Genomic DNA, 23,197 nt, shown 5'->3' on the forward strand with positions numbered 1-23,197 from the left:
AACAGGGCTGATCGCGGGCATGGCCCGCTCCTACAGAGTGGTTCCCTTAAGCCAACGCACGTTCCCTGGGAGTGAGCAGTCACCTATGGAGAAATTTTGAAAGACAAAGCTGGACGTCTCCCGGCCGCCTTCCGCCGCCGGGCCCCGCTTCCCTGGCTCGCGGTAATCGCGCTGGCGGGACTTGCCCATCTGCTGCCGGAGGCTGCCAGAGAGTGGTGGGTATATGACCGTGGGGCTATCGCAGCCGGGCAGTACTGGCGCCTCGCCAGTGGACACTTCCTGCATACCAACCTGAACCACCTCCTGATGAACGCCGGCGCCCTTGCGATTCTCTGGTATCTGTTTGGCCACTACCTGAATACGCTGAAAACAGCGGGCCTTCTGTTGCTGTTGTGCGTGTTGTGCGGCGTAGGCCTGTTTGCATTCGCCGGCGACCTGTACCGCTACATGGGTTTGTCCGGGGTGCTGCACGGCCTGATTGTGTGGGGCAGCGCGAAGGATATCCGGCGGGGCCGGCGCCTGGGGATACTGCTATTAGTGGCGACCATCGCAAAAATCGCCTGGGAACAGCTGGGTGGGGACACCAGCGGAACTGCGGCATTTATCGAGGCAGATATAGCCATAGCCGCGCACCTGTGGGGGGCGGTTGCCGGGCTTCTTATCGCTCTGGTGATGGTGCTGGTTACGCCTGGAGAGCAGCGTCTGGCTGAGGGGGGATCTGTTTGAGCCTGGGCCAGGTCATGGGCCTTTTCCCGGTCCCTGCCGGCGATAATCAGTTGGACATCCGCGTTGCGCGCCAGGCGTTTGGCAATAAAGCGGCCAAAGTTCCCGTAACCGCCGATAATCAGAACCCGTTTTGTGGCAGTGTCCATACTTCGATTTTCCGCTTCATCAATAACAAACGGGATCGTATCCCTCAGTCGTTGCCTATCATAGATTGCCGGCGTTGCTCCCAGCAAGCCGCTCGCCTAGTGCTCCCCTGTGCCCGTTGTGAAATGTGCAAATGATTTCCGTGCAGGGACCTCAATGGATTTTCAGATCTTCGGTTTGCTCAGCCGGTGGATAGTCAAGGCTGCGCGCTGTTCAATCAGGTCGACAATCCGCTCGACGAGCGGGCCGGAGAAGCCCCCGTTCGTTTGCGCCTGCAGCCGATGGGCCACTGCCGGCAGCTTCCCGGCCAGTTCCACAACGCGTTTGCGGGTTTGCGCCCCGGCGAGGCCGGCGCTTGCCGCGAACTGCTCCCAGTGGCGAGGCTGCACTTCGCTGAACTTGTATTTGCTGCTAATTTTCATTGCCATCTTGGAGGTGAGTTCTGGATAGACCGCTGTCGCCAGCGTGTCGTACAGCGGCGCCAACACGGGTTCCTCGCCCGTGTACAGCAGGGAGAAATTCTTCGCGTGGGCGTCGTGATTGCCGATCAGTGTGTTGAAGATCACCGCATCGAGCAGGCGTAGTACCTGCGGCGCGGCCGGCCTTGTCGATCGGCGCAGCAGAGCGAAGCACTGTGCCAGGCCGGGTCCGCCCTCATTCTGGTATTTCATCTCGGGCACCACGCCCAATGCCTGGCAGAAATCCTCCTGGTGCAACCGCCGAATTACGCCTCCGGCATCCGCCTTCCGGTCGTAGCGCTCCACCAGCAGGTATCGGCGCCCGCCAGCTGTGCCGATTTGCGCTGGCGCAGCCTGCAGCCCCAGGGCTGCCGCCAGCGCCAGGCAGAAGCCCTCGTTAGTGACACTGTCCTCCACGCCGTCTATGGCCGGTTTGAGGATATGCGTGCTGGGCGTGCTGTCCAGGGGCAGGCCGATGCGGTTGCTATCGACGACCACCGGCAGTTTGTCCTGGGCGCCGGCCAGAGACAGGCGCAGGCCGTCCTCGCCGGCCAGCATCGGCCGGCGGGGGAGTCGGTCCAGCAACTCGATCAGTTCCCCATCACCCAGCCATTGCACCTCGTCGGCGCCGGCTGGAGGAAGGGATTGCCCCGGCTCGAGGAATGTCACCGCACCCGCACATTCGCCGCCGATGCGATCCAGTAACGCGAAGTCGTTCTGCGTGGACACATGAAACCGCTGCGCAATCAGTCGGCGCAGCCGCCCTTCCGGAAGAAGACCGGCGAAGAAAGGGCGTGCCTGGTTATCGTCGAAGGCCTCCGCCTGCAGCGGCAATGAGCAGGACAGGGGAACGGACCTCGAATGCTGCAGCCACTCGGCCGCATACTGGAACTGAAGGCGGCCCTGATTCAGCGCCAAGGTGCCCACATGATCGGCGAACAGCCAGACCTCGAGCTTATGCGCCATGGTCGCCACCCTCCACATCTGCCGGCAGGCCCATCAGCGCCAACTCCCCACCCAGAGCCGCCACCACCCGCAGCACGGATTCCAGCCGCACTGTGGGCTTACCGGCTTCCAGCTCCACAATAAAGCGCACCCCGCAGCCGGCCGCCAGCGCCAGCTGGGACTGGGTCAGTCCCAATCGCTTGCGGGCGGTGCGCAGGGCTTGGCCGAGTTGTTGGGGAGTGCGGATTTTGTTCATGATAATTTCCCGTTCGGGAAATTCTGGTGCGTAATGCGGAGGAACGCAAGCGAATTTTACCGGTCGGGAATTTTTTGGGTGAGAGGAGAGCAATATTTACAGTGTATTCCCGATCGGGAAAATTATGGCTGTCCTCTTCTTTAGCGTGCCGATATAACCGCCATAGTAATACAGGCGTTTGGCTTTCAGCCGCGCGCGGTGGTGGCGCCGCAGGGCGCGTTTGTGTCTGTCCCGGTGGTACATGGGGTTTCCTCATTTTCCGGCCGGGACCGGTGGGCCCCGGCCTGTGTTATGAGGAAGCCGATGGAGAGGCGGGTGCTGTGGAATATAATCATGGTGCGTCTGTTGCCAGTGTGCAGTGGTTAGTGTTGGCGCTCGACAGTGATACCCGAATCGTCCCCCAAATGAAAATAAAAACGGCCCCGAGCGGTATCGCCGTCGAGAAGCAGCCATCCGCGCCCGCTGACAGGATCCATTTCGTCGAACCCGGACCAGGAGAAATCGAAGCGGGTTTCACCGTTCGATGTTTCCAGGCGCCCGTCCAGTTCGCCCTGCACCAGCCCGAACTGGAATTCGCCAGTGAGATCGCGGTGGATGGTCAGGCAGGCGGGTACTTCCATGTCCAGGTAGTCCGCGTCCCACACTTCCATATCGACGATACGCCAGATACCGCAATAGGTATTGCTGTTGTTGCGGGTCATACTTCAACTTCCTTCAGGAGGTCGGCCCTTGTCAGCCGTTTTATCCAGGCGCCGCGCTGGCCATGGCTGCGCAGCAGCTTGTGCAGGCCTTTGCGGAAGTCCTGTTCCCGTCCGGTCGCGGCAAGTGCCTCGCACAGTTCCTTCGTCTGCAGCAGCGCCTGGTCGTAGGCTGCGCCCGACCCTCGCTCCAGCGTCTTGCTGATCTCCGCCCAGGCGGTTCCCTGCGTGCGGGCGAGCTGCGCCAGGTATTTCCCGCGTTCGGCGCGATGTTTGGCTTCCTGTGCGGCTCGCTCCCTGCGCTCTCTTTCCTGGCGCTGGGCGCACGCTTTCTCTTGGCCTTCCGCGATCTCCGCTACTGTTCCTACGCGGAGTTATTTTGTGCGCTGGCGACTGCGCTCGCTGCCATACGAGGAATTCCTCGCGCAGCGAACGTTCTGCCTCCTGGCTTTTCCCTTCCAGTATCAGGCGCACGGTGTCGCGCAGTTTGTTTGCGGGCTGGGCTTTGATCCAGGCGTCCATATCGGAAGCTGTTTCGGGATTTTCCTGTGGGGGGCTGGCGGCGGCCGCGGCGGCGAGCCAGTCCGGGTCGATCATCAGGAAGTCCGCCAGTGCCGCCTGCGCGGCACTCAGGGTTTGCAGGCCCGGAGGTGGCGGCGGTTCGGATTCGTCATTGTCGATTTCGTTTGCGCAGACGCCCGCCAGCCAGCCCAGGTACAGAGCGCGGGTATCGCCGCGCAGCAATTCGTCGCGCAGGGGCAGCAGGCGCCCCAGCCAGCCGGGGCCGTCCGTTTCGCTCCAGAAGCGCTCGTGCTCGTGTTCCTCGTCCTGAAAATGCCAGCCCAGTATCCAGTGCTCGGGAGTGGCGCAGGACTCGAAGGAGTCCCAGTAGCGCAGCTGCTTTCCCGCGGGAGTGAACTCGGCCAGGGTGGATTCCTTCAGTGCGGGTCGCGGCAGGCGCAGCAGCAACCTGCAAGTGCCCCAGTTGGCCGAATAGACATGGGCGTCGAAATAGCGCCGCATCCACGCTTGTGGATCGCCCTTCAGGTCGCCCCAGTGATATTCGTTGGTAAAGCCGGTGGCGGTGATGGTGGCACGGGTGGAGCAGTCGCGCAGTTCAGCTTGCTGTTTGTTGGTGAGAGGCTGATCGACGGCAGCAAATTCGTAGTATTGGTATTCACTCACGGTTTCTGTTACCCGGAAAAAGGCCAGTTGGTTTGATCAGATAGCCCATAGCCCGGTAACCGCGCTGGCGCTTGTCCCACATGCGGGCGAGCTGAGGTTGATCTAGTTCGGCGTAATCGTAAATTCGCACGTCCTGCTTGTCGATGTGTTGCCGGTGCAGACGGCCGGCATACTGCTGCAATGTTCCCTTCCAGGAAATTGGCATGGCAAGGACCAGCGTATCGAGTGGCGGGTGATCAAAGCCTTCGCCGATCAGGCGACCGGTGGCAAGAAGGATACGCGGAGCAGATTCATCCAGAGAATCCAGTTCGGAGAGTACCGCCGCTCTCTGCTTTTTGGATAAACGGCCGTGGAGGACAAAGCAGTGTTCGACCTCATCGCCCAAGGCCTCTCGCAGCAGCGGTAAGTGATCCGTGCGCTCGCTGAGCAACAGCACCTTGCGCCCCTCCTGATAGGCTGCCAGTACATCCCCGGTAATCTGCCTATTGCGTGCGTTGTCATTGGCGAGAATGCGGAACACGTCCTGGATCGGTGATTCCGGCGGAATCTCCGGAGGGGCAAGATATCTGGGCCAGACTTCCAGTTGGGTTGGGGCGGTTTCCGGCCTGGTGGCGCTGTGGCGGATGGGTCCGCATTGCATGAAGATGATCGGCTGGTGGCCGTCGCGCCGCACCGGTGTGGCGGTCAACCCGAGTACAAAGCGGGCCTTGGCCCGCTTGAGGATTGCCTCAAAGGAGAATGCCGACAGGTGGTGGCACTCGTCGACGATAATCTGCCCGTAATTCTCCAGCAGTGCTTCCAGATCCTTCTCATCCTTGCGCGACAGCGACTGCATGACGGCGATGTCTATATCGCCCGAAGGTTTCCTCTTGCCGCCGCCGATAGCCCCGAGACTTCCTTTGGAAAGTTCGAGAAAGCTGTTCAGCCGTTCCTGCCACTGGTGTAGCAGCTCGGTGCGGTGTACCAGGATCAGAGTGCTGACTTTTCGCCGCGCGATCAGTGCCGCGGCGGTGACCGTCTTGCCGAATGCCGTGGGGGCGCATAGGACTCCCGTTTCGTGTTTGAGCATCTCCCGTACTGCCGCTTTCTGATCCTTGCGCAGTGTTCCGGTGAACTTCGCCTGCATTTTGTGCCCAGACAGGCGCTCGTCCTGAATCTCGGGGCGGATATCGTATTCGTCCAGCAGGTCCAGCACAGCATCGAGGCTGCCTCTCGGCAGACCGATATGCTGGGGATAGTTCTCGGCGCAGCCGATGATGCGCGGTTTGTTCCAGACCGGCAGGCGCATGGCCTGGGCCTTGTAGAATGCCGGATTCTGGAAGGCCGCGAGCCGGATCAGGCGATTGGCCAATGCTTGGGGCAGGTCGGCCTTGGGGATAAAAATCTGGTTGGCCAGTACCAGGGGCAGGAATTCCGGCAGTGGCCCGGACACCTTCTCGGGTGCGTGAGCAGGACGTTGCCATGGCTTGCCGTTTTCGCTTTCCACGGCAAAGCCGACGTCCAGCGGGTGCCGTCTGTCGCTGGCACGCAGAATAACGTCCTCCAGTTCCGCTCTGGAAAGCGGTTGGAGCGAAGCGAGAAAGGCCCATTGGTCCGAATAGGGCTCCAGGTTTTCATCGGCGAATACACTACGCCCCAGTTGGCGCGGCGCCCTTTGTAGGGGAAGTGCAATCAGGTTGCCGAAACCGCCTTTGGGCATTGTGTCCTGGTTGGGGAAAAGGCGATCGTAGCTCTCCAGGGACAGCTGCCGGTTGCGCTCGCAGGTGTGGCGGATCAGCGCGGCGCCCAGCTGTCGGGCTTCGCGGGCGGGAACCGGCTCGGCAAAGAATATCCACACATGCGCGCCTTGACCGGAGCGGGAGATTTCCAGTGCCGCGGGTATTACTAGTTCCTGGCAGGATTGCATGAAGGCCCTGGCATCCTCGCGCCAGTCAGCTTTGTCGAAATCGGCGGCCAGGAAATAGCAGCTTTCGTCGGCCAAGAGCGGATAGATGCCGACGGTCTGTTTTCCCGCCAGATGATCGTAGATCACCTGGTCCGTCACGGGCAGCAGCAGGCGTTGGCTGCAATCGCCGCATTTGATCTTGGGCTTGTGGCAGATACCGGGTTTCCACTCGTTGCCGCAGGCTGGTGAATAGCCGGATTTACCCTTGGCGGATTCCCAGCGCAACGGGTAGACATCGGTGCGGCCCCGGAACAAGCGGCGGAAGAGGGCGATCTTTTCTCCGGTGGTGAAATGGGTTGTGGCGGGTATCCGTTGTGGAGGTGTTGCTGCTTGCTCAGCGACAAGAGGTTTCTCCCAGGCGATACCGTGGCGGGTCAGCAGGGACTTGAGGCGGGCGTTCTCCTCGCGCAGCTTTTGCAATTCGACTTCTGGCCCGGTGCCGGGTTCATTCGCCTGAGATCCGTTCTTGTTACAGCTCATGATGTGATGGTCGATTAGCCTGTTGTGGTCACGCCGCCCACTTCTTGCCACGGGCTGCAGAATCCGCGACTAGACCAAAATACCTTATCGCATTTCCCCTTGAACTACACCCGGTCATCATTGTTCAGAATCTGTCGGGTGGTCAGGGTGCGGGTCAACACACCTATTGCCTGCTCAATTGTATCCGCAGAGCGGAGACAATCTCCTCGGTGGGGAATATTTCCACAAAGCGGAGCATATGGCCCAGGTTCCTGACGAGAAGCCACGCCCGTGCTCGGCTCGCAGCTTGCCCGCCAAAGTGGAATCCCGGGCGATCAGGCTCATCATTTCATGCTCTTGAATGGTTTTCTCGGCACGGACCTGGGCACTGGTGAGTATGAAGTTGCTGACGGTTTTGCCTTCGAAGCTCGCGGCGCGCTCCAGCACTTTCTTGACATTGTGCTTCAACCGGAGGTTGATCCGGTCTCGTTTGACGCCTGTGGTTGCACTCATGGTGAATCGCCTCCGCAAGGGGCCGTTGAGATGAATGTAATGTACGTCAAAACGGGCCTCTATCAACTGTCGTGACGGGTAGACCGTGCAGCTGCCGCCACGCAATTCAACAAATAAAAAAGCCCACTCCTTCCGGGGAAATGGCGGGAGTCGAAAAGCAGTCCTAAGCCTTTGATGTGTTTAGGGAGTCTCTTGCTATTTTCCTTCAACCCGTCACAAAACCCGTCCATGCGGGCAAAGTGCCTGGCTAAATGGCGGAGCTCTCATCAGCTGCAGAGGACTTATGCAGAGTGCGGCTCTAGGCTCTAGTAGGTATGCTCCTTGGCAGACAGTCGGACTGGCGCCCGTTCAGTCAGCGCTTCAGCAGGTCTCACGATTACCTTTAACCGCACCGCTTCACTGTACCCCGGCTACCTTTGCAGTTTTTTGTAAACTTCGCCCTTTTCGCGTTTGCCGACGACGACAACCGTAATGGTTATCGCGCCATCATTAACCTCATATACGAGACGGTAGCCGGCTTCCTTCAATTTGATCTTGTATAGGTCCTGACTGCCGGACAACTTGTCTTTTGGGACCCGGGGGGTTTTGAGTCTCTTATTGAGGACTTTTTTGAACTGCTCGCGAACAGTTGCTCCAAGCTTTTTCCATTCCTTCAGGGCCTTTGGATGGAACTTCAGCTCATAACTCATCCAGGCTCACCGATACGGCTTCACTTCCATCTGACAGGCGCTCTTCGGCAATCATACGCAAATGCGAATCTTCAATTCGCTCAAGCATTTTTTCGAACATGGTCGGGGAGATGCAGTACATGACCGGGCGGTTCCGGTTTAGCACGGCAACTGGGCCTCTCTCGGTATCCCTCGCCAGAGCCATGGGGTTCTTTTTGGCCTCGGAGATAGGCATCACCAAGTCGGATAATAGGTGGATAGCAGTCATAGGGGGCCCCTTCGCTCAATACTTAACCACGATGATAGTATCATAAGTGATACTCCTGATAGTACCTTTAGTAGTACTATTAACAGGTCGCAACAAGGTTGCAGAGGATTTCTCTGCCAACGCGCTCGATACCTGAATAGCCCAGGTACTCCGGCGCAGCCACGCCGGCCGTCCGCGCCACCTCGATGACTAACTGCCGCCCGTGCCGTTGCAGCCAGTCCGCGGGCACAGGACACCGCTTAGCCAGCGGGCGTCCACGACCATGGGCACGGTAATAACCTGTTCGATTTCGACCACATATCTCATAGGACACCCTCACGGCGTTGTTTCCCGCTCTCTGGCACCTGTAGGCGCCGTGCCAGCCTTTCACCCCGTCACGGTCGGTATGGCTTACGTGTTCGTACTCACGGGGGTGCCCTGATACCCATCTATGGCAACCATGAGGCGGCCCATCCCCACGGGATCGGTAATCGCGGCCAGGTATTTTTTGGTGAGGGTGAGGGCGCCGGTCAGGTCGGCGGTTGGGTCGCGGTCTTTGGATGATTTGGACGGGTTGGATTAGATTACCTGGGATGGGTAGATAAGCAAAAGCCCCGAAAACTCTAGCTTTCGAGGCTTTTGTGGCCCGTCTGAGACGGTGATGTGGTGGAGATGGCGGGAGTCGAACCCGCGTCCGTCAGCACTCTGCCAGAGGCTCTACATGCTTAGTTCCGTCTATTGATTTAACTCAAAACAGCCCGGCGGGCAGGACGTTAAGAGCGAGTCTGTAAAGTTTTAGCCGATCCATCCCAGACAAACTTCACGGCGATCCAGTTCTGTATTACAGCCTGCAACGCGGTACTGGAACCTTGCTGAAGGCCGCTAGCGGGCTTAAGCCGCTAGAGCGTAGTTGTCGTCGTTGGCAACTAATAGTTTGCAGCTTTGGATTTACGTGATTGGCTGCCATCACGGCATGCACCCATGGTTTCGTCACCGGCGTCGAATCCAAGTCATCCCCGATAAGAAACACATTCGTGTAGGCGGAGTATACCAAAATCGGGGGTGGGGCAACAGGCGCCGGGGGGCTATTTGTGGATGGGTAGTCGGGAGCGGGCCTGCGGCCCGCTTGCCGAGCTCGGCGCTCCCAGGTTAGAAAAATGACTGGACGAAGGCCGCCAGTATCAGCAGTGGGCAGACGATGCGTACGTACCAGGGCCAGACCTTCCAGAACAGGGTCTGCTCTATGTTCTCGTGGCCCTTTTCCAGTTCCGCCAGCAACTGGTCGCGCCGCCAGATCCAGCCGGCGAAGATGCACAGAGCCACGCCCAGTATCGGCTGGCCGAATTCGGTGCTGATACTGACTACCAGTCCGAACAGGGCGTCGAAGTTGAAGATGATCAGGCCGCTGATGGCGAAGATTGCGAGCCCCACCAGCGGGGTGGCCAGGCGGCGCCCGATGCCCAGGTTTTCGATGGCGAAGGCCACGGGGACTTCCAGCATGGAGATGGAGGAGGTGAGGGAGGCGATCACCATCAGCGCGAAGAAGGCGATGGCCACGAACAGCCCGGCGGTGCCCATGGTGTCGAACAGGGCCGGCAGAACCTGCATGATCAGCCCGGGGCCGGCGATCAGTTCGCCAGTGTCGGAGAATATCTGGGTGCCCGCTTCCTGGGCCACATACATGGCGGGGAGGATCAGCAGGCCGGCGGTAAAGGCGATGCCCACGTCGATCAGGGTTACCAGCGCTCCCAGGCGCGGCAGGCTCTCCTCCCGGCTGAGGTAGGAGCCGTAGATCAACATGGTGCCCACGCCCAGGGACAGGGAGAAGAAGGCCTGACCCATGGCGGAGAGCATCAATTCCGGGGACAGCTGGCTGAAGTCCGGCATCAGGTAGACTTCCAGGCCTTTCATCGCGCCGTCCTGGGCCAGCACATAGATGATCAGCAACAGCAGCAGCAGGATCAGCGACGGCATTAGCAGGGTGGACCAGCGTTCGATCCCCTTTTCCACACCGCTGGCGATAATCAGCATGGTGAGGCCACTGAAGATGGCGGTGACGGCGAGATTGCGCGGGGTGCTGTCGCCGGTGAGCCAGTCCGCGGCGCCGCCGGCACCGAACAGGGTGGCGAAGGGGGCCGCCAGGTGCGCTACCATCCAACCGGCGACGATGGCATAGAAGCTGAGGATCAGCGAGGCCACGAGAATGCCGCCGAACCCCGTAAGGCCGCCGAGAAAACGGCTCACCGGTCCGCGGGCGATACCGCGCAATGCCTGGACCATATTGCGGCGCGCGTGGCGGCCGATGGTGAGTTCCGCCATCAGCGCCGGGTAGGCGAGCAGGAAGGCCATAAACAGGTAGACCACCACAAAGGCGGCGCCGCCGTTACTCGCGGCCTTGGTGGGAAAACCCCAGATATTGCCCAGGCCCACGGCGGAGCCCGCCGCGGCCATCAGGAAGCCGACATTGGAACTGAATTGTCCTCGCGGTGCACTCATAGTTGCTCTCTTCGTTATTCTTCTTTGAAAGTTAAGCGCTAGCGGTTGTCGGTGCGTAACACCCGCTGTTTCTGGCGGTTCCAGTCGCGCTCTTTCTCGGTTTCGCGCTTGTCGTACTTGGCCTTGCCTTTCGCCAGTGCTATCTCGCACTTGATCAGGTGTTTCTTCCAGTAGAGCGCGGTGGCTACAACAGTGTGGCCCTTCTGTTCCACGGCGGTGATCAGCTTGTGCAACTCACGCCGCTTGAGCAGCAGCCGGCGGGTGCGGTCTGGCTCGGTGACGAAGTGGGTGGAGGCGCTGGGCAGCGGCTGGATGCGCGCGCCCAGCAGCCAGGCCTCGCCGCCCTTGAAGATTACGTAGCTGTCGGTGAGCTGGGCTTTGCCCTCGCGGCAGCTCTTCACCTCCCAGCCCTGCAGTTCCAGGCCCGCCTCGAACTTCTCTTCGATGAAGTAATCGTGTCGGACCTTCTTGTTGAGGGCGATGGTATTGGAGGTCGGTGCCTTTTTCTTTTTGGCCATAAATACAACTAAATAAAACTGTGTCCAAAGAACTTCAGGGCCACGGTGTTGATAAAAATCAACAGCAGTATCAGTGGGATAAAGGTGCCCAGGGAGAAGTTGATGTATTTCTGAGACAGGGAGCCGGCAAAACCGGGGTCGCCTATCTGCAGTTCCTGATCAAAGTTGATTTTCTTCCATTTGTAGATCACAAACAGGCACACCAGGAGGCCGTTGAGGGGCAGTATGGTGTCGTAGAAGATAATCTCCACCAGGTCGAAAAAGGATTTGTTCTGGCCCGCCAGTTGCACGAACTGGGTGAGCCAGTCGGCCATACCGAAGGATACCGCGCAACCGATGGCCAATACGAACTGTACCAGCCCCACGGTGTAGATGGCCTTTTTGCGGGACATGCAGTACTCGTCGCGCAGGGTGGCGAGAGGCACCTCGATAATGGAAACCAGTGAGGTCACCGCGGCCACCAGCACCAGAAAGAAGAAGACGGCGGCCACGGCACTGGCGCCGGCGTAGCCCACGCTGTCCTGCAGGGCCAGGAATATCTTCGGCAGGAACAGGAAGATCATGCCCGCGGAGGAATCGCTCAGCTCCGCTGGGTCGATTTGCGGGTTGAAGTGAAACACGCTGGGGAGAATCAGCAGGCCGGCGGTAAAGGCGACCAGGGTGTCGGTGATGGCCACGGCCCTGGCGGAACCGGGTACCGAGTCCTGCTTTTTCATGTAGGAGCCGTAGGTGATCATGATGCCCATGCCCAGCGACAGGGAGAAGAAGGCCTGGGCCATGGCCTTGCTCACCACTTCGCCGTTGAGCTTGGCGAAGTCCGGGATCAGGTAGTACTTGAGCCCCAGCGCCGCGTTCTCTCGCGTGAGTACGAAGATCACCAGCCCCAGCAGCATCACGAACAGCATCGGCATCAGGGTCTTGGCCGCGCGCTCGATGCCGTCCTTGACCCCCAGGGCGAGGATGCCGTTGATGCCGAGCATCAGCAGCACCAAATAGAAGAAGACCACTGGGGAATTGATGAACTGGAGAAAATACGCCTCCGTGGCCAGTTGATCCAGGTTGCCCCGCAGTGTTCCGACCAGGTAGCCCAGGATCCACACGGTGACCACGAGATAGAAGATCGCGATCATAAACGGCGTGATCAATGCCAGCCAGCCGGGGATGTGCCACAGGTGGGAACCGCCGGAGAGCTGGCGGTAGGCGCCTACAGGGTCCCTGTCGCTTCTGCGACCCAGGGCCAGTTCCGCCATCATCACCGGCAGGCAGATCAGGAAGACGAAGAGCGCATACACCAGCAAAAAGGCGCCGCCGCCGCTCTTGGTGGCGGCCACCGGGAAGGCTACCAGGTTGCCGATCCCCACGGCGGAACCCGCCGCCGCCAGGACAAAGCCCAGCCGCGACCCAAAATGCTCTCTCACTGCGGACATAGTATTCTCGCTTGCCTGTTATTCTTGTGGTGTAGATTTGCCCGGCTCTTTGGCCGTTTCGGTCAAAAGCGCGATTGTTGCAGGATTTGCCTTGCTTGAGTAGCGCCCGCTGGCAAAATTGCGTTTTTGTGGGATAACACTCCATATTTCCAGGTTGTGATGAATATTCGTGTGGTAGAACAATGGCTCAGATAGAGCGCAGCGCGCTGGTGATGTACAGCGCGGAACAGATGTTTGATCTGGTCAACGACGTGGCCAGCTATCCCCAGTTCCTGCCCGGTTGCCGGACTGCCGAAGTTCTGTACAGCGACGAGGACACCCTGGAGGCGCGCCTGGAGCTGGCCCGCGCCGGGCTGCGCCAGAGCTTCGTGACCCGCAACCGGCTGCGGCGGCCCGAGGGAATGACGCTCACTCTGGTGGAGGGGCCCTTCGCCGATTTCTCCGGCGAGTGGCGCTTCACCCCGCTGGCGCCGGACGCCTGTAAAGTGACTTTTTCTCTGGAATTCAGCTTCAAAAGCCGTCTGGTCGGGGCCGCGGCCGGCAAGCTGCTCAGCGATCTGGCCAACCAGATGGTGGATGTCATGTGCGCCCGCGCAGAGCAAATTTATGGAAAAACGCCATGACCGACATGACAGATAAGACCATCGCCGTGGAAGTGGTCTACGCGCTGCCCCACGAGCAGCGCCTGATCCGCATGTTGGTCAAGCCCGGCACCGCCGCCCAGGAGGCGCTGGTGCGCTCGGGAATACCGGAGGAGTATCCGGAGGTGAAGCCGGAGACCGCCAAGCTGGGTATCTTCGGCCAGGCCCTGGGTACCAAGGGCCTGGCGCCGGCGGATCAATATGAACTGCAACCGGGGGACCGGGTGGAAGTCTACCGGCCGCTAATCGCGGACCCGAAGGAGGCGCGCAAGCAGCGCGCGGAAAAGGCCAGAAAACTGGCGGAGCAGAAACAGCCGTAGAGGCCTCCAAATCCCGCGCTTTGTTCGGGGTTTTGGCGGCCCGCCAGGGGCGGCGGGACCGACTTATGCCGACAATAATCCGCAATCCGCGTTAGGGCCAGCCGGCCGGCTGCCAGTCGCCGCTGGTGGCGATCAGGATGTCACCGTTGAAGTAGACGGAAAAGCGCTTCTGGGTCACTTCGTTTTTCGGCGAGCGCACCCGGTTTATGTAATCCCAGCGATTGGGCTCGAAAGTGTCTTCCAGCAGCGGGGTGCCCAGCACGAAACGCACCTGGCGGCGGGTCATTCCGGGTTTCAACTGGTCTACCATCTCCTGGGTGATGATATTGCCCTGCTGCACCTCGATGCGGTGCACGCCGGGGAACTTGAACAGGCTGCAGGCGCCGAGCAGGGCGCAGAGGCAGGCGATGGCGAGGGATCTCACGGTAGACGGCATTCATTGCTCCATAGGAATTTTGTGGTCAGCGGACTGATCGCCCATTCTCCGATGTTTACGGCTAATAGGCGCCTGCCAGCGGGGAAAGTTCCCCGCCCGGCTGCGGCAAGCATAGACGGCGCGCGACTGGCCGCCCTCCTGGGGTTCCGCTGTATCCGTTCCGCGTGGATAATACCCGAAGTGCCCGCGGGCGCACAGGCCGCCCGAAGGCGGTCGCCTCACCCACTGTCAAACACAGTCAAATGAATACCGCCGGGAAAGATCGATTCATGTCTAACGAAAATCAGGAACTGCGCAAGGCCGGCCTCAAGGTCACCCTGCCGCGAGTCAAGATTCTGCAGCTGCTGGAGAGTGCCAATGAACAGCATCTGAGCGCGGAAGATGTCTACAAGATGCTGCTGGATGCGGGGGAGGACGTGGGGCTGGCCACGGTTTACCGGGTGCTCACCCAGTTCGAGAGCGCGGGGCTGGTGATGCGCCATAACTTCGACGGCGGTCACTCTGTGTTCGAACTGGACCGCGGCGACCACCACGACCACATGGTGTGCACCGATACGGGCAAGGTGATCGAATTCCACAACGAGGAAATCGAGGAGCTGCAGCGGCAGATTGCCGACGAGCACGGCTACGAGCTCACCGGGCACAGCCTCGTGCTCTACGTGAAGAAAAAAGGCCCGTAGGGGCGAACCCGGTGTTCGCCCGTGCGGCCCTGTGGTCCGCTTGCCGAGCCGGAGCTCGGCGCTCCCGGCATCAGGCCGGCGGAGTGTAGCGTTCCGGGAACTTGCCGACCTTGTCGGCATAGTAGTCGCGAAAGCGCTCCAGTTCCGCCTTTAGGCACTCCCCCATCTCCAGCACCTTTTCCATCCCCACTTCCTTTTTGGCGAAATTGATAAAGCCGCACACCACCGGCACCGCGGCGCCGCGGGCGATATGGTAGAAACCGGTCTTCCAGCGCTCCCCACGGCCGCGGGTGCCCTCGGGCGGCACCACCACGATCAGCGACCTCCGCTCGTTGAATTTGTCGATGGTGGCCTGCACCAGGTTGTTGGTCTTGCTACGATCCACGGAGATACCGCCGAACCAGCGCATCACCGGCCCCAGCGGAAAGCGGAACAGCTTGTCCTTGCCCAGCCAGTGCGGGATTACCCCCAGTTTCAGGGCGGCGAGAATAAAGTAGTAGCCGTCCCAGTTGCTGGTGTGCGGCGCCCCGATCAGCACATATTTTTTCAACGCCAGCGCCCGGCGGTCGCAGACCACACGCCAGCCGTGCAGTTTGATCAGCAGCCCGGCCAGCAGGCGCAGCAGGGGGGTGACAACGGGGGTGTTGAAAATCGTGCGTTGCATGGGTCGAGTCGAAATTACCGGTGGTGGGGGCAGTATACAAAGGCCGGGAAACGGAGGACAGGTGGCGCCGAAAGGACCCCCTGTAGGAGCGGCCCATGGCCGCGATCATAGTCCGGTGTCGGCGGAGAGCCAGATCGCGGCCATGGGCGGATGGCCGCCCCGCCGCTCCTACAGCACAATCCTGCGAGTCCCGAGTCCCGAGTCCCGAGTCCCGAGTCCCGAGTCCCGAGACTCAACTGCGCGCCAGCATTTCCTCCGCGTGGGCCAGGGACTGCGCAGTGGCCTCGCCCCCGAGCATGCGCGCCACCTCTTCGCGGCGCTCGTCGCTTTCCAGTTCGCGCAGGGCCACAAAGGCGGCGTTGCCGTCGCTGTGCTTTTCCACCAGGTAGTGGCGGTGGGCCCTGGCCGCCACCTGGGCCAGATGGGTCACGCAGATCACCTGGCCGTCGCGGCCGTCGCGTGTCTCGCCCAACTGGCGCAGCAGGCGCCCCACCACATCGCCGGTGGCGCCGCCGATGCCCACGTCCACTTCGTCGAACACCAGGGTCGGAGTGCGCGAGGTCTGTGCGGTGACCACCTGGATCGCCAGGCTGACCCGGGACAGCTCCCCGCCGGAAGCGATTTTCCCAAGCGGGCGCGGGGGCTGGCCGGGGTTGGTGGCGATCAGTATCTCCACCTCCTCCAGGCCGCTGGCGGTGGGCTTCTCCACCGGCTGCAGGGCCAGTTCCACCCGCGCGTGGGGCATGGCCAGCTCCGCCAGTTGCCGGTTCACCGCCTCCGCCAGTTCGGCGGCGGCCCGCTCGCGCAGCCGGGTCAGTTTGCCGGCGGCCTCGCGATAGCGGGCTTCCAGCTTTTCGCAGTCGGCGGCGAGCTTGTCCAGCGCGTCCGGTGTGCCTATATCGTCCAGCTCCGCCTGCAACTGCTGCTGCAGCGCCGGCAGTTCGTCCGGCTGAACCCGGTGCTTGCGCGCCGCCTGATAGATGGCGCTGAGGCGCTCCTCGACTTCCGCCAGGCGCTCCGGGTCCATCTCGAAGCGGTCGATATGCCGCGACAGGGTGCCGGCGGCCTCGTCCACCTGGATGCGCGCGGTGTCGAGCATCTGTGCCACTTCCCCCAGCGCCGGGGACTGTTCCGGCATAGCGGAGAGCAATTGCAGGGCGCGGTGTAGTTGTTCGGCGATATCCCCCTCGCCGCCGCTGAGCAGCGCCGCCAGTTGGTAGCCGCCGTTCAGTATCTGGCCGGCGTTGGCCAGCTGGCGCTGTTCGCTTTCCAGCGCCTCTATCTCTGCCGGCTGCAGGTTCAGCAGCTCCAACTCCTGCAACTGGTATTCCAGCAGTTCGCGGCGGGCCTGGGTTTCCTCGGCGCTGTCCGCCAGGGCCCGGTAGCGGCGGTGCTGGTCCCGCCAGGTCTTGAAGTGGATACGGGTTTCGGCGGCCAGTTCCTGGGCGTGGGCGAACTCGTCCAGCAGGCGGCGGTGGGTGTCTTTTTTCAGCAGCGACTGGTGCTCGTGCTGGCTGTGGATATCGATCAGCTGTTCGCCCAGGGCGCGCAGTTGCAGCAGAGTTACCGGCTGGCCGTTGATATAGGCCCGCGATCGCCCATCGGCGCCGATCGTGCGGCGCAGGATCACCTCGCGCCCGGCGTCCAGTTCCTGCTCCTCCAGCCAGGCCGCGGCCGCCGGGTGGTCGCCGATATCAAAGGTGGCGGTGATGTCCGCGCGCTTGCTGCCCGCGCGCACCAGCTCCGCATTGCCGCGGTCGCCCAGCGCCAGGCCGAGGGCGTCGAGGGTGATGGACTTGCCGGCGCCGGTTTCGCCGGTCAGTGCACTGGTGCCGGTACCGAATTCCAGCTCCAGCTGGTCCACCAGGGTGAATTGGCTGATAGACAGGTGCAGCAACATAAAAGATAGCTCTGTAGCCGTTCTTGTTCTTACTTGGCGTCTGCCAATTAGTGGTTGTTTATACAGTATTTGGCGCTGGCCCGCTACTGCGGTTGGGGACATTACTCCGCAGTGAAAACCCACTTGAACTATAGGGTCTCGCCCCCATATAGGCCTGCACTGCCCGGGAGCCGAGCCCGCCTCGGCATTTTGGGGGAAATCCATTCAACTGACAGTCGACGCGACGGAGAGAGCAGTGGCCAGAGAGCGCAGCGAAGAAGATCAGAACCCACAGGAGGCGCCGGAGGCGCTTACCGAGGAGCCTACAGCGGCAGAGGAAGAGGCAGTTGCCGCCGAAGTGGAGCGCCCCTCCGAGGAGGAGCAGCACGCGGCCGAGGAGGCATTGCACGCCGAGGCCGAGAGCGCCGACGCCCTGCACGAGGAAATCATCGGCCTGCGGGAACAACTGGCGATCCAGAAAGACCTGGTCATGCGCGCCCAGGCGGACGCGCAGAACGCCCGCCGCCGCGCCCAGCAGGATGTGGAGCGGGCGCACAAGTTCGGCGTCGAGAAGCTGCTGCAGGACCTGTTGCCGGTTGTGGACAACCTGGAACGGGCCCTAGCCGCCATCGACACCGAAAACGAGACCCAAAAATCAGTGGCCGAAGGCATAGAGCTGACCCACAAATCCTTTGTGGACACCCTGGCCAAGTACTCGGTGGAAACCGTGGACCCGGTCGGCGAGCCTTTCGACCCGGAGCTGCACCAGGCCATGGCCCAGGTGCCCAACGGCGATGTGGAGCCGAACACGGTACTGGAGGTTTTCCAGAAGGGCTATCGCCTGAACGGCCGCCTCGTGCGCCCGGCGATGGTGATCGTGAGCAAGGCGCCGTGAGGCACCGGGCTGAATAACCCTTGAAATCCTAGGGCCGGCACCAATATAGCTGGCATCCCAAAATACAAACGCGGCAGGCCTCCCCGAGGCGCCGGCGTGAACCGCAAACGAGGAATGAATCCAATGGCAAAAATTATCGGCATCGACCTGGGTACCACCAACAGCTGTGTCGCGGTACTGGATGGTGACAAAGCGCGGGTGGTCGAGAACGCCGAGGGTGACCGCACCACCCCCTCCGTGGTCGCCTTTACCGAGGACAACGAAATCCTGGTGGGCCAGTCCGCCAAGCGCCAGGCGGTGACCAATCCGCAGAACACCCTGTTCGCGGTGAAGCGGCTGATCGGCCGCCGCTTCAAGGACGATGTGGTGCAGAAGGACATCAAGATGGTGCCCTACAGCATCGTGGAAGCGGAAAACGGCGACGCCTGGGTGGAAGTGAAGGGCGATAAGAAAGCACCGCCGCAGATCTCCGCCGAAGTGCTGAAAAAGATGAAGAAGACCGCCGAGGACTTTCTCGGTGAGAAGGTGGAGGCCGCGGTCATCACCGTGCCCGCCTACTTCAACGACTCCCAGCGCCAGGCCACCAAGGACGCCGGCCGTATCGCCGGCCTGGACGTCAAGCGCATCATCAATGAGCCCACCGCCGCGGCGCTGGCCTACGGCCTGGACAAAAAGGGCGGAGACCGTACAGTGGCGGTCTACGACCTGGGCGGCGGCACTTTCGATATCTCCATTATCGAGATCGCCGATGTGGACGGCGAGAAGCAGTTCGAGGTGCTGTCCACCAACGGCGACACCTTCCTCGGCGGCGAGGACTTCGACCTGCGCCTGATCGACTACCTGGCCGAGCAGTTCAAGAAAGAGCAGGGCATCGACCTGAAGGGCGATCCGCTGGCCATGCAGCGCCTGAAAGAGGCCGCCGAAAAGGCCAAGATCGAGCTGTCCTCCAGCCAGCAGACCGAGGTGAACTTACCTTATATCACCGCCGATGCCACCGGTCCGAAACACCTGGTGGTGAAGCTGACCCGCGCCAAGCTGGAGAGCTTGGTGGAGGAGCTGGTCAACCGCACTATCGAGCCGCTGAAAACCGCCCTGGCGGATGCCGACCTGTCCGCCTCCGGCGTCGACGAGATCATCCTGGTGGGCGGCCAGACCCGCATGCCGCTGGTACAGAAGAAGGTCACCGAGTTCTTCGGCAAGGAGCCGCGCAAGGACGTCAACCCGGACGAAGCCGTGGCCATCGGCGCGGCCATTCAGGGCGCGGTGCTCTCCGGCGATGTGAAAGACGTATTGCTGCTGGACGTGACCCCGCTGACCCTGGGCATCGAGACCATGGGCGGCGTGGCCACTCCGCTGATCGAGAAGAACACCACCATTCCCACCAAGAAGTCCCAGGTGTTCTCCACCGCAGACGACAACCAGACCGCGGTGACCATTCACGTGGTGCAGGGCGAGCGCAAGCAGGCGTCGCAGAACAAATCCCTGGGCCGCTTCGATCTGGCCGACATCCCGCCGGCGCCCCGCGGCGTGCCGCAGATCGAGGTATCCTTCGATATCGATGCCAACGGTATCCTGCACGTGCACGCCAAGGACAAGGCCACCGGCAAGGAGCAGTCCATTGTGATCAAGGCCTCCTCCGGCCTGTCTGAGGAAGAGGTCGACAAGATGGTGCGCGACGCGGAGGCCAATGTGGAGGCGGACAAGCAGTTCGAGGAACTGGTGCAGGCGCGCAACACCCTCGACGGCCTGATCCACGCCACCAAGAAGACCCTCGAAGAGGCCGGCGACAAGGCCACCGCGGAGGAGAAGTCCGCGATCGAAGCCGCCATCTCCGAAGCGGAAGAGGCGGTCAAAGGCAGCGACAAGGCCGCCATGGAAGCCGCCACCAGCAAACTGACCGAGGCTTCCGGCCCGGTGGCGCAGAAAATGTACGCCGAGCAGGCCGAGGGTGCCGCCGGTGCCAGCGAGGGTGGAGAGCAGAAGGCCGGTGGTGACGACGCAGTGGATGCCGAGTTCGAGGAAGTGAAGGAAGACAAGAAAGAGGACAAGTAATCACAACCTTGCCCTCCATGTAGGAGCGGCGGGGCGGCCATCCGCCCATGGCCGCGATCTGTGGTGGTCTGTTCCGCTGTCGATCGCGGCCAGCGGCCGCTCCTACAGTAAAAAATAGAAAGGCGCGGCGGTATTACCGCCGCGCCTTATGCCGTTAAAAAAGAACACCATTTTTATGTCGAAGCGCGATTATTACGAAATCCTCGGCGTCGATCGGAACGCGTCGGAAAAAGACCTGAAAAAGGCCTACCGCCGGGTGGCGATGAAATACCACCCGGACCGCAACCCCGACGACAAGGAGTCGGAGAACAAATTCAAGGAGGCCAACGAGGCCTACGAAGTACTGTCCGACCCGCAGAAAAAGGCGGCCTACGACCAGTTCGGCCACGCCGGCGTGGAAGGCCAGATGGGCGGCGGCGGGGCCGGTGGCTTCGGTGGCTTCTCCGATATCTTCGGCGACGTATTCGGCGATATCTTCGGCGGCGGCGGCCGCCGCGGCGGGCCGGCGCGGGGTTCCGACCTGCGCTACGACCTGGAGCTGGACCTGGAAGACGCGGTGCGCGGCACCACGGTCAAGATCCGCGTGCCCACTCTGGCCTCCTGTACAACCTGCCACGGCTCCGGTGCCAAGCCGGGCTCCCAGCCGCAGACCTGCGGCACCTGCGGTGGTATCGGCCAAGTGCGTATGCAGCAGGGTTTCTTCTCGGTGCAGCAGACCTGCCCCAACTGCCGCGGGCGCGGGATCATCATCAGCGACCCCTGTAGCAGCTGCCATGGCCGCGGCCGTGTGGAGGAGACCAAGACCCTCTCGGTCAAGGTGCCGCCGGGTGTGGACAGCGGCGACCGCATCCGCCTCTCCGGTGAGGGCGAGGCGGGCCCGGACGGCGGTCCACCCGGTGACCTCTATGTGCAGGTGGTGGTGCGCGAACACGAGCTGTTCCAGCGCGACGGCAAGAACCTCTACTGCGAGGTGCCGATCAGCTTTGTCGCCGCCGCGCTGGGCGGGGACCTGGAAGTCCCTACCCTGGAGGGCAAGGTCAAACTGAAGATCCCCCCGGAGAGCCAGACCGGCAAACTCTTCCGCCTGCGCGGCAAGGGCGTCACCCCGGTGCGCGGCGGCGCCCCCGGCGACCTGCTGTGCCGCGTGGTGGTGGAGACCCCGGTGAACCTGTCCGCCAAACAGAAGGACCTGCTGCAGGAGTTCGCCGACACTCTGAGCGAAAAGAAAAACTCCCCCCGCCAGACCGGCTGGTTCGAGGGGGTGAAGAGCTTCTTCGGCGATATGAAACTCTGATTCTCGGGACCCGGGACCGCGGAGCTGTTTACCTTGGAGTGCTGAAGGCTCCAGCTCCGCAAGCGGGCCGCAGGCCCGCCCTCCCTGGGAACGCCGAGCTCCAGCTCGGCAACGGGCCGGTAGGCCCGCCCCGGGCGAACAACAGGCTCGCCCTACATCTCTTTTCCCTCCCGCACATCTCCTGCAATACCACTACAGCTATCCTTACCTACCGGGTAGAATCCGCGGCTTCGGCTGGACGGGAGGAAAAATCATGGCGATAAAAGTTGCAGTAACGGGATTTGGTGGGCGCATGGGGCGCGCACTGGCGCAGGCGCTGGCGCAGTCGGATGCGGCGGAGCTGTCCGCGGCAATCGTGCGGCCCGAGTCCAGCCTTGCGGGCGCCGATGCCGGCGAAGTTGCCGGTCTGGGGCGCAGTGGCCTGCCGATTGTGGGCGACCTGGCGCAGGCGGATTTCGACGTGCTGATCGACTTCACCGCTCCCGCCGCCACCCTGGCCAACACCGCCTTCTGCGCCGCCCGCGGTAAACCCATCGCCATCGGCACCACCGGTTTCGACCCGGCACAGAAGGCCGAAGTGCTGGCGCACGCGCAGTCCATACCCCTGTGCCTGGCCAGCAACTTCTCCACCGGGGTCAACCTGTGCTTCAAGTTGCTGGAGACTGCCGCGCGGGTGCTGGGCGAAGATGCGGATATCGAGATCGTCGAGGCCCACCATCGCCACAAGGTGGACGCACCCTCCGGTACCGCACTCAGCATGGGCGAGGTGATCGCCGGGACTTTGGGCCGCGATCTGTCGGAGGTTGCCGTCTACGGCCGCGAGGGCCAGACCGGCGCGCGGTCGCGGGATACCATCGGCTTTGCCACGGTGCGCGGCGGCGACGTGGTGGGGGATCACACGGTGATGTTCCTGGCGGATGGCGAGCGGGTGGAGATAGGCCACAAGGCCAGCAGCCGCCTGTCGTTCGCCCGCGGGGCGGTGCGCGCCGCGCTCTGGTTGACGGGAGAGGGGCTGGCGGGCCGCGAGCCGGGCCACTACGATATGCGCGATGTGCTGGGCCTGTAGCAGCGGGAAATGTAGGATGGGCAAAGCGCAGCGTGCCCATCACCGGCCCTCTGATGGCACGAGCCCGCCCTGATTTTGCTATTTGTAACGGAAAATCGAACTTGGAAAAAAAATTAATCGTCGGCAGCGAAGAGTGGTGCAGCCTCCCCGGTCTGGGTATCCCCGCGATCAAGGCGCGGGTGGACTCGGGAGCGAAGACCTCGTCCCTGCATGCCTACAATATCCAGACTTTCAAGCGCGACGGCGATCCCTGGGTGAGTTTCGAGGCGCACCCGCTGCAGCATTTGCGCCGCCCGTCGGTGCGCTGCGAAGCGCGGGTGCTGGACAAGCGCATGGTGCGCAGCTCCTCCGGTGACAGCGAAAAGCGCCCGGTGATCCGCACCGCGCTCGCGGTCGGCGGCAGTGTGTGGGATATCGAACTGACCCTTACCAACCGGGACACCATGGGTTATCGCATGCTGCTCGGACGGGAGGCGATGCTCGGGCGCATGCTGGTGGACCCGTCGGAGAGCTTCTGCCTCGGGGACCTGCCCGCCAGCGAGCTGGAGGAGTACTACCGCGACGAGCACCATATCGCCGGCACCG

22 protein-coding genes, 1 other RNA gene and 2 pseudogenes are annotated in these 23,197 nt (G+C 61.9%); 9 read left to right on the top strand and 16 right to left on the bottom strand.

What is annotated here, in order from left to right:
- Positions 1–96: 96 nt before the first annotated feature.
- The gene (rrtA, locus tag ACRC0P_RS15820; protein ID WP_438632272.1) at positions 97–726 is read left to right on the top strand and encodes a rhombosortase; all 630 of its coding nucleotides are present in this window, start codon (positions 97–99) and stop codon (positions 724–726) included.
- Between the two features lie 11 nt (positions 727–737).
- Here the strand turns inward: rrtA and ACRC0P_RS15825 are convergent.
- From ACRC0P_RS15825 to ACRC0P_RS15885, 13 genes and pseudogenes are all read right to left on the bottom strand, one after another.
- Positions 738–959, bottom strand: a pseudogene (locus ACRC0P_RS15825) (saccharopine dehydrogenase NADP-binding domain-containing protein); the annotation flags it as partial.
- Positions 960–1,034: 75 nt separating this feature from the next.
- The gene (locus ACRC0P_RS15830) at positions 1,035–2,294 is read right to left on the bottom strand and encodes a type II toxin-antitoxin system HipA family toxin (RefSeq protein WP_438632273.1); all 1,260 of its coding nucleotides are present in this window, start codon (positions 2,292–2,294) and stop codon (positions 1,035–1,037) included.
- Positions 2,284–2,529 (bottom strand): helix-turn-helix transcriptional regulator, encoded by a 246-nt coding sequence (locus ACRC0P_RS15835; RefSeq protein ID WP_438632274.1) that lies wholly within the window; start codon positions 2,527–2,529, stop codon positions 2,284–2,286. The genes ACRC0P_RS15830 and ACRC0P_RS15835 overlap by 11 nt, the downstream gene beginning before the upstream one ends.
- Before the next feature lie 362 nt (positions 2,530–2,891).
- Positions 2,892–3,230 carry a hypothetical protein gene (locus tag ACRC0P_RS15840; RefSeq protein ID WP_438632275.1) on the bottom strand — a complete coding sequence of 113 codons (339 nt, stop codon included), beginning with the start codon at positions 3,228–3,230 and terminating at the stop codon, positions 2,892–2,894.
- Between the two features lie 3 nt (positions 3,231–3,233).
- Positions 3,234–4,412 (bottom strand): hypothetical protein, encoded by a 1,179-nt coding sequence (locus ACRC0P_RS15845; protein WP_438632276.1) that lies wholly within the window; start codon positions 4,410–4,412, stop codon positions 3,234–3,236.
- Complete coding sequence (locus ACRC0P_RS15850) at positions 4,405–6,777, bottom strand: TOTE conflict system archaeo-eukaryotic primase domain-containing protein (protein ID WP_438632277.1); 2,373 nt, start codon at positions 6,775–6,777, stop codon at positions 4,405–4,407. Before ACRC0P_RS15850 ends, ACRC0P_RS15845 begins: the two co-directional genes overlap by 8 nt.
- A gap of 234 nt (positions 6,778–7,011) precedes the next feature.
- Positions 7,012–7,329 (bottom strand): DUF1778 domain-containing protein, encoded by a 318-nt coding sequence (locus ACRC0P_RS15855; protein WP_438632278.1) that lies wholly within the window; start codon positions 7,327–7,329, stop codon positions 7,012–7,014.
- A gap of 410 nt (positions 7,330–7,739) precedes the next feature.
- On the bottom strand, positions 7,740–8,018 hold the full coding sequence (locus ACRC0P_RS15860) for a type II toxin-antitoxin system RelE family toxin (RefSeq protein ID WP_438632279.1): 279 nt from the start codon (positions 8,016–8,018) through the stop codon (positions 7,740–7,742).
- Positions 8,008–8,265 (bottom strand): type II toxin-antitoxin system Phd/YefM family antitoxin, encoded by a 258-nt coding sequence (locus ACRC0P_RS15865; protein ID WP_438632280.1) that lies wholly within the window; start codon positions 8,263–8,265, stop codon positions 8,008–8,010. Before ACRC0P_RS15865 ends, ACRC0P_RS15860 begins: the two co-directional genes overlap by 11 nt.
- A 643-nt stretch (positions 8,266–8,908) precedes the next feature.
- Positions 8,909–9,262: a transfer-messenger RNA gene (gene ssrA / locus ACRC0P_RS15870) on the bottom strand.
- A gap of 131 nt (positions 9,263–9,393) precedes the next feature.
- Complete coding sequence (locus ACRC0P_RS15875; RefSeq protein ID WP_438632281.1) at positions 9,394–10,740, bottom strand: sodium-dependent transporter; 1,347 nt, start codon at positions 10,738–10,740, stop codon at positions 9,394–9,396.
- A 38-nt stretch (positions 10,741–10,778) separates the two neighbouring features.
- Positions 10,779–11,258 (bottom strand): SsrA-binding protein SmpB, encoded by a 480-nt coding sequence (gene smpB / locus ACRC0P_RS15880; protein ID WP_438632282.1) that lies wholly within the window; start codon positions 11,256–11,258, stop codon positions 10,779–10,781.
- Between the two features lie 8 nt (positions 11,259–11,266).
- The gene (locus tag ACRC0P_RS15885) at positions 11,267–12,685 is read right to left on the bottom strand and encodes a sodium-dependent transporter (protein ID WP_438632283.1); all 1,419 of its coding nucleotides are present in this window, start codon (positions 12,683–12,685) and stop codon (positions 11,267–11,269) included.
- A gap of 182 nt (positions 12,686–12,867) precedes the next feature.
- On the opposite strand from ACRC0P_RS15885, the gene ACRC0P_RS15890 reads away from it, so the two are divergent.
- Both ACRC0P_RS15890 and ACRC0P_RS15895 read left to right on the top strand, forming a co-directional pair.
- Entirely contained in the window at positions 12,868–13,308 is a 441-nt protein-coding gene (locus ACRC0P_RS15890; protein ID WP_438632284.1) for a type II toxin-antitoxin system RatA family toxin, read from the top strand.
- Positions 13,309–13,313: 5 nt separating this feature from the next.
- Positions 13,314–13,646, top strand: coding sequence for an RnfH family protein (locus ACRC0P_RS15895; RefSeq protein ID WP_438632295.1), 333 nt, complete (start codon positions 13,314–13,316; stop codon positions 13,644–13,646).
- Positions 13,647–13,737: 91 nt separating this feature from the next.
- Here ACRC0P_RS15895 and ACRC0P_RS15900 read toward each other — a convergent pair whose 3' ends face one another.
- Positions 13,738–14,082: an outer membrane protein assembly factor BamE gene (locus ACRC0P_RS15900; RefSeq protein ID WP_438632285.1), complete on the bottom strand. Its 345-nt coding sequence runs from the start codon at positions 14,080–14,082 to the stop codon at positions 13,738–13,740.
- 269 nt (positions 14,083–14,351) lie between these two features.
- Here ACRC0P_RS15900 and fur point away from each other — a divergent pair, with 269 nt between their 5' ends.
- The gene (gene fur, locus ACRC0P_RS15905) at positions 14,352–14,762 is read left to right on the top strand and encodes a ferric iron uptake transcriptional regulator (RefSeq protein ID WP_438632286.1); all 411 of its coding nucleotides are present in this window, start codon (positions 14,352–14,354) and stop codon (positions 14,760–14,762) included.
- Positions 14,763–14,832: 70 nt separating this feature from the next.
- Here the strand turns inward: fur and ACRC0P_RS15910 are convergent, their stop codons facing one another.
- Complete coding sequence (locus ACRC0P_RS15910; RefSeq protein WP_438632287.1) at positions 14,833–15,426, bottom strand: 1-acyl-sn-glycerol-3-phosphate acyltransferase; 594 nt, start codon at positions 15,424–15,426, stop codon at positions 14,833–14,835.
- A 232-nt stretch (positions 15,427–15,658) separates the two neighbouring features.
- The gene (recN, locus tag ACRC0P_RS15915) at positions 15,659–17,326 is read right to left on the bottom strand and encodes a DNA repair protein RecN (RefSeq protein WP_438632288.1); all 1,668 of its coding nucleotides are present in this window, start codon (positions 17,324–17,326) and stop codon (positions 15,659–15,661) included.
- 235 nt (positions 17,327–17,561) lie between these two features.
- Between recN and grpE the strand changes: the two genes are divergently transcribed.
- The 5 genes and pseudogenes from grpE to ACRC0P_RS15940 form a co-directional block, all read left to right on the top strand.
- Complete coding sequence (gene grpE, locus ACRC0P_RS15920; RefSeq protein WP_438632289.1) at positions 17,562–18,200, top strand: nucleotide exchange factor GrpE; 639 nt, start codon at positions 17,562–17,564, stop codon at positions 18,198–18,200.
- A 123-nt stretch (positions 18,201–18,323) separates the two neighbouring features.
- Positions 18,324–20,252 carry a molecular chaperone DnaK gene (gene dnaK, locus ACRC0P_RS15925; RefSeq protein WP_438632290.1) on the top strand — a complete coding sequence of 643 codons (1,929 nt, stop codon included), beginning with the start codon at positions 18,324–18,326 and terminating at the stop codon, positions 20,250–20,252.
- 175 nt (positions 20,253–20,427) lie between these two features.
- Positions 20,428–21,546 (top strand): molecular chaperone DnaJ, encoded by a 1,119-nt coding sequence (dnaJ, locus tag ACRC0P_RS15930; protein ID WP_438632291.1) that lies wholly within the window; start codon positions 20,428–20,430, stop codon positions 21,544–21,546.
- A 253-nt stretch (positions 21,547–21,799) separates the two neighbouring features.
- The gene (dapB, locus tag ACRC0P_RS15935) at positions 21,800–22,612 is read left to right on the top strand and encodes a 4-hydroxy-tetrahydrodipicolinate reductase (protein WP_438632292.1); all 813 of its coding nucleotides are present in this window, start codon (positions 21,800–21,802) and stop codon (positions 22,610–22,612) included.
- Between the two features lie 53 nt (positions 22,613–22,665).
- A pseudogene (locus ACRC0P_RS15940) lies at positions 22,666–23,115 on the top strand (ATP-dependent zinc protease family protein); the annotation flags it as partial.
- Positions 23,116–23,197 lie beyond the last annotated feature (82 nt).

Origin of the sequence: Microbulbifer sp., from assembly GCF_051659245.1 — a bacterium.
In the GTDB taxonomy this organism is placed as follows: Bacteria; Pseudomonadota; Gammaproteobacteria; order Pseudomonadales; family Cellvibrionaceae; genus Microbulbifer.